A 4,927-nucleotide genomic window follows, 5' to 3' on the forward strand; every position below is an offset into this window, starting at 1 on the left:
GAGAAGACCTACAAGTGCTCGACTTGCGAACTTGAAGATGGATGTAGTCATATCTATCGTGGTAACGCGCCGAAGGCATTAATTGCCCACAGCATTGCGACGCCTTCGTTGATCGCGTCGATTTTGCATCAAAAATGCATTCTCGGGACACCGCTCTATCGCCAATTAAAGGATTGGCAGCGTGCAGGCGTCTTATTAAGTGAGACCACAATCTCAAATTGGGTCATCAAGTGTGCCGAGTTAGTGAAGCCAGTTTATGACCTGATGCGTAGCCACTTGATGAGCCAAGGTTTTCTCCAAGGCGATGAGACCCCTTATCAGGTACTTCAAGAGCCTGGCAAGTCGGCGCAGAGCAAGTCGTATATTTGGGTAGCCCGTAGTATCACGCGGTGCGAAACGCCAGTCGTCATGTATGCCTATGCGAATACTCGCTCCGGGAAATTCGCTCAGAACTTATACAGTGGCTTTCCTGGTGTCCTACAATGCGACGACTACGCCGGCTACAATCTTCTGGGTGATTCAATCACTCGCGTTGGTTGTTGGGCGCATGTACGGCGTAAGTTCTTCGATAATTTCAAGAACACTAAGAAGATGACGCTGGGCTTGAAGCTACTCAATCAGATGTTTGAACTCGAACGGAATTGGGCAGGCTTAGATAGCGCATCACCCCTGGAAAAGCGTCAAGTGGTGCTTAAACCGTTGATCGAGCACTTTTGGGAGTGGTGTGATCATGTCGAGACTTTACCAAAAGATCGTCTAGGTAAAGCATTGGCGTATGCGCAGGGGCAACGTGTCGCATTAAATCGCGTCCTAGAATTTGGGGAAATCGATTTAAGTAGTGGCTGTTCAACTAGGCCACCATATTCTTGGTGCTGGTAGTAAATTTGTACCGGAAACGATAGGTTCGCCCTTCGTTCGTGGTTGAAATTAAAATTGGTATAGCAAACACTCTCAAGAATGTCAGCGCATTGCTTAATACCATTGCCTGATCGATTTTAACGGCCAATGACTCAGCTGTTCGGGTATTGACTAAGTCCAAGCCTACTGACCCTTTGAGAAAGGCAAATCGGCGTTCAATGGCACCGCGTCGATTCTCTGCGTCCGTATCCTGGCGACGTTTCTTGGCATCAACGTGTTTTGGTTTTGCGCCCAGTTTTGGGCCACAGATCATGATACCTAGATCTTTACACAACTTGCGATTGTCGCGGTTGCGGTAAAGTGTATCCGCCAATACCTCATCTGGGTAATGGCCATGCAAATCAAAGTAATGATCCAAGGTCGCTTCAAAGTCCTTACTTTCATTTAAAGCACTGAATTCAAAGCGCTCAATATCAACGATACCTTCGCTTAATGAAGCGTCGATTTTGGCACCAAACTCAACTTTAGCTTTCGCCTTACCGCGCTGGATCGGTCGAATATAAGGCTGTTGGAGACTAATAATGCGGTCTGCGACATGGTGAATCTTGTGTGTAAACATGTGCCACTGTTGGTCAAACAAGATTCGGATGACACCCAAGCGTACTGCTTGTTTGGCGGTTAAGATTGCCCCTGCATCAATGAATTCATTGATGTAGCGCAAGTCGCGACGGACGTATTGAAGTTGCGCTTTAACTTGCTTGTGAACGGATTGCTTTTGGCTCTTTGGATGGCGTGAGAAAGCCGTCCAAACTTGTTTAGCTTCACGCTTATACATGCGTGGATTAGGGACATTCAGTTGATGCGCCATGTCAATGGCCATGTCTTCAAGATTCTGGCGGGCTTGATTGAGCAGCGAGGTATCTTGGGGATAGCGGATCTTCACCGGAATCGCTGTGGCATCCGTGATCATGACGTCAACTTTGAATGGCACCACCGCTTCGATCTTGGCACGAAGCCAATCATTGATAATGTTTCTGACCAGTTCAGAGATATCCGCAATCCGTTTACGGAAGGTACACAAGCTGGTGTATGCGAAGGGCTTCTCTGCACGATATTCCGAGAGCCCGATGAAATACTGATAAGCCGGCGTATCTCGAATTGCGTCGACCACACCGCGATCGGTTAGTTTCATTCGATTCTGAGTCAGTCCAGCGCCATAAAGCATCCGAAATGGCTTGGCCGCTCGCCCAGTACTTTTCTTGGAAAACTCCAATTGGTATGCCTCATCGAGTTCTTTCCACGGAAAAATATCGGCTAAGCGAACCCACTCATTATTTGGACTGAGCGGTGTACTCAGACCGCAACCAAAGGATTCAAAAGAGAGTTGGTGGGGACTTTGACGATAAACCATGGATAAAACCTCTGAGTGAATTTCGTGAATGCACGGGAAATGTCTGAAAACCAGGATTTCGTATGCATTTATTATATGACATTAATGACCTAAAATCACTAGTATCAAACGCTACACGTTTTTGAACAGCCACTAAGTAATAACGCTTCTGAGCGCAACATGAAGAGTTATGTGATTGGCCGGAAAAACTGGCTGTTTAGCACTAGTCCAAAAGGTGCCGAAGCCAACGCCATCTGGATGACCGTGGTTGAAACCGCGAAAGCCAATGGGATCGATCCGCGGAACTACATCACACAACTGTTAGAGATTGTCTCACAGCTACCAACATTCGCAAAAACGGAATCGTTGGAGGCGTGTTTGCCATGGAATTTAAAGACTAACAGTTCAAACGTAGAATCAATCGTTTAAAGAATACGAAGGCCCGCAATCTCAAAAGACGAGATTGCGGGCCTATTTCAGCGGTCGATTACTAGGTGCCTACCTTACGAGCGGGATTCATATGCGGTCAGTTATTGGGTGCTTACGAATGAAAGGGCATAAGAAAAGCGGGTCTAGAATTTTTGGTGTTGGTAGTAATCAACACTGGAGATGCTAGACCCTTTTTAGATAACAAAAAGACACCTGGTCTCCCCGGTGCTATGCTTTAAGCGACCAAACCCAAACAAAGCGAGGTAATGAACAGGTGTCCAACATTGATAGTACGCTTAAATTGCTCGGAATTACAGATACAAATATCCATGTTTCTGATGTGAGAGATGAATACCGCGGCCGCGGTCAAGGTCGCAAGAGGTATCAGGTCATTCACGCAGAACTAACTTACTTTCTGGAACGTTGTCCCTATTGTGGAATGTCGACATTGCGGCGCAATGGGCACATTCGTACTCATATTCACGTTAATGGCCCAACAGACCGGCCAGTACTCCTAGCGCTCGATAAGCAGCGTTGGCGCTGCGGTAATTGTAAATCCACTCTGACTGCCACCACCTCGGTAGTTAAGCCCAAGTATTCAATCTCAAATGGCCTAGTTGAGTACGCCTTAAAGCTCGCAATGAAATCGACTACTAGTAAGAGCATTGCCTCAATCACTGGCATTTCGACCACGACCGTTGGACGCATCCTTGATGATAATATCAATCCGCGACCGCTCAACTATCTCCCAACCAACCTTTGTTTCGATGAGTTTCGCTCAACTCACTCACAAATGGCCTTTATCTGTATCGACGCTGATACACACAAACGTGTGACTGTGCTTGGTGATCGGCTCTCAGACACCATCAAAAAATTCTTCGAGGAAAACTACTCTAGAGACGAAAGAGCGAAGGTGAAGCATATCTGTATGGATATGAACGCTGCGTATCAGAACTTTGTTCACGAGCTCTTCCCTAACGCCGAGATTGTCATCGACCGTTTCCATATCATTCAACTGCTAGGTCGAGCGATGGACCAGATGCGCGTTCAAGCGCTACGGCAAATCAAGGATAAACATTCTCAAGTGTACAAGGCGTTAAAACCAAACTGGAAAATCTACCATAAAGCCGATCCAGACGCCAAAACTAAACATTACCGCTTCGGCATAAACGAAAGCCTGACCGACCAAGAACTCATCGATATTGGCATCACGCCTTTCCCAAACTTACACAATGCTTATGAGACCTATATCGACATTCACGATGCTTTACTTAATTCACAAACAGAGCGCCTGAGTAACCTCATCAAGACCTACAGGTCGTGCGGTGAGCCAATGGACATCGCCATTGCCACACTAAGGAAAAACCTCAAAGGGGTTTTGAATGCTTCGCAAACCAGGCTTTCAAATGGCCCGCTAGAAGGCATCAATCGTAAGATCAAAGCGCTAAAGCGTAGCTGTTATGGATTCGCCAATCAAGAGCGGATGTTTGAACGGATCTACCAACTGATTGCTTAGCAAAGTCAGTGTCCGACACCCCGGGGAGCAGTATACCCAAAAACAGTGTTACAAAGCATAATTGTGGCCATCTGGCTTCACAGACGATATTTTTCGGTTCAATAACAAAAAATCCACTCCGAAGAGTGGACCTTTCAAAAGATAAAAACTATTAATCAACACCATTTGACACAGAGCCAGAAAAGCACCTAGACCAGTTAAGGCCCAAGTGCTTCATAAAAAAATTATCAACTCTACTTGACGAAGAGCCACAATCTCAAAAAACAAGTTTGTGGGGTTCCTTCGTATGGTCGAATATTAGGTGATTACTAATTGTTAGCGGTTTACTGACGCTCTAAAAATTTGAGTCGCAGTTCTTTTACTTCACTAAAACAATCCTTCAGCACCAGAGGCCCTTATTTTCTATCTCTACTGGCGTTCTCGTCTGTAAAGATTGAAAAGACTGTAGGTGAACATACTGAGCAACAAAGCCACTCCCATCAGTGTCGTTACTAAACTATTGCCATCTCCTGTAGCAGGCATGTTTTGGTCGCCTTTGTGCTTATCGTTGTTACTTTGTGATGAACTCTTCTTAAAATTCTTAGCCGTAACTACAGACTGTTTGCCACTAACTTGTAGGTCGATAGTAAATGAAAGCTTACCATCATTCAATTCATAACCAGCAGGGGCAGCAGTTTCAACAAAGTAGTAGTCGCCTGGCTTCAGGTCATCAACTTTAATCTGACCCTTGGCAT

5 protein-coding genes are annotated in these 4,927 nt (G+C 45.8%); 3 read left to right on the plus strand and 2 right to left on the minus strand.

The features are described from left to right. Positions 1-879, plus strand: an 879-nt coding sequence (gene tnpC / locus JUE67_RS12415; protein WP_203628623.1) for an IS66 family transposase, incomplete at its 5' end; no start/stop codon positions are given. On the opposite strand, the gene JUE67_RS12420 is transcribed toward tnpC, so the two are convergent. After that, on the minus strand, positions 851-2,269 hold the full coding sequence (locus JUE67_RS12420) for an IS5 family transposase (RefSeq protein ID WP_203628624.1): 1,419 nt from the start codon (positions 2,267-2,269) through the stop codon (positions 851-853). The genes tnpC and JUE67_RS12420 overlap by 29 nt on opposite strands. 159 nt (positions 2,270-2,428) lie before the next feature. Between JUE67_RS12420 and JUE67_RS12425 the strand changes: the two genes are divergently transcribed. Then, positions 2,429-2,677, plus strand: coding sequence for a transposase domain-containing protein (locus tag JUE67_RS12425; protein ID WP_225877967.1), 249 nt, complete (start codon positions 2,429-2,431; stop codon positions 2,675-2,677). Between the two features lie 274 nt (positions 2,678-2,951). Continuing rightward, positions 2,952-4,193 carry an ISL3 family transposase gene (locus JUE67_RS12430; RefSeq protein ID WP_203628625.1) on the plus strand — a complete coding sequence of 414 codons (1,242 nt, stop codon included), beginning with the start codon at positions 2,952-2,954 and terminating at the stop codon, positions 4,191-4,193. Between the two features lie 408 nt (positions 4,194-4,601). Here the strand turns inward: JUE67_RS12430 and JUE67_RS12435 are convergent. Continuing rightward, the coding region (locus JUE67_RS12435; RefSeq protein WP_203637185.1) for a prealbumin-like fold domain-containing protein at positions 4,602-4,927 on the minus strand (326 nt) is incomplete at its 5' end.

The organism is Lacticaseibacillus mingshuiensis (genome assembly GCF_016861785.1).
Taxonomy (GTDB): Bacteria; Bacillota; Bacilli; order Lactobacillales; family Lactobacillaceae; genus Lacticaseibacillus; species Lacticaseibacillus mingshuiensis.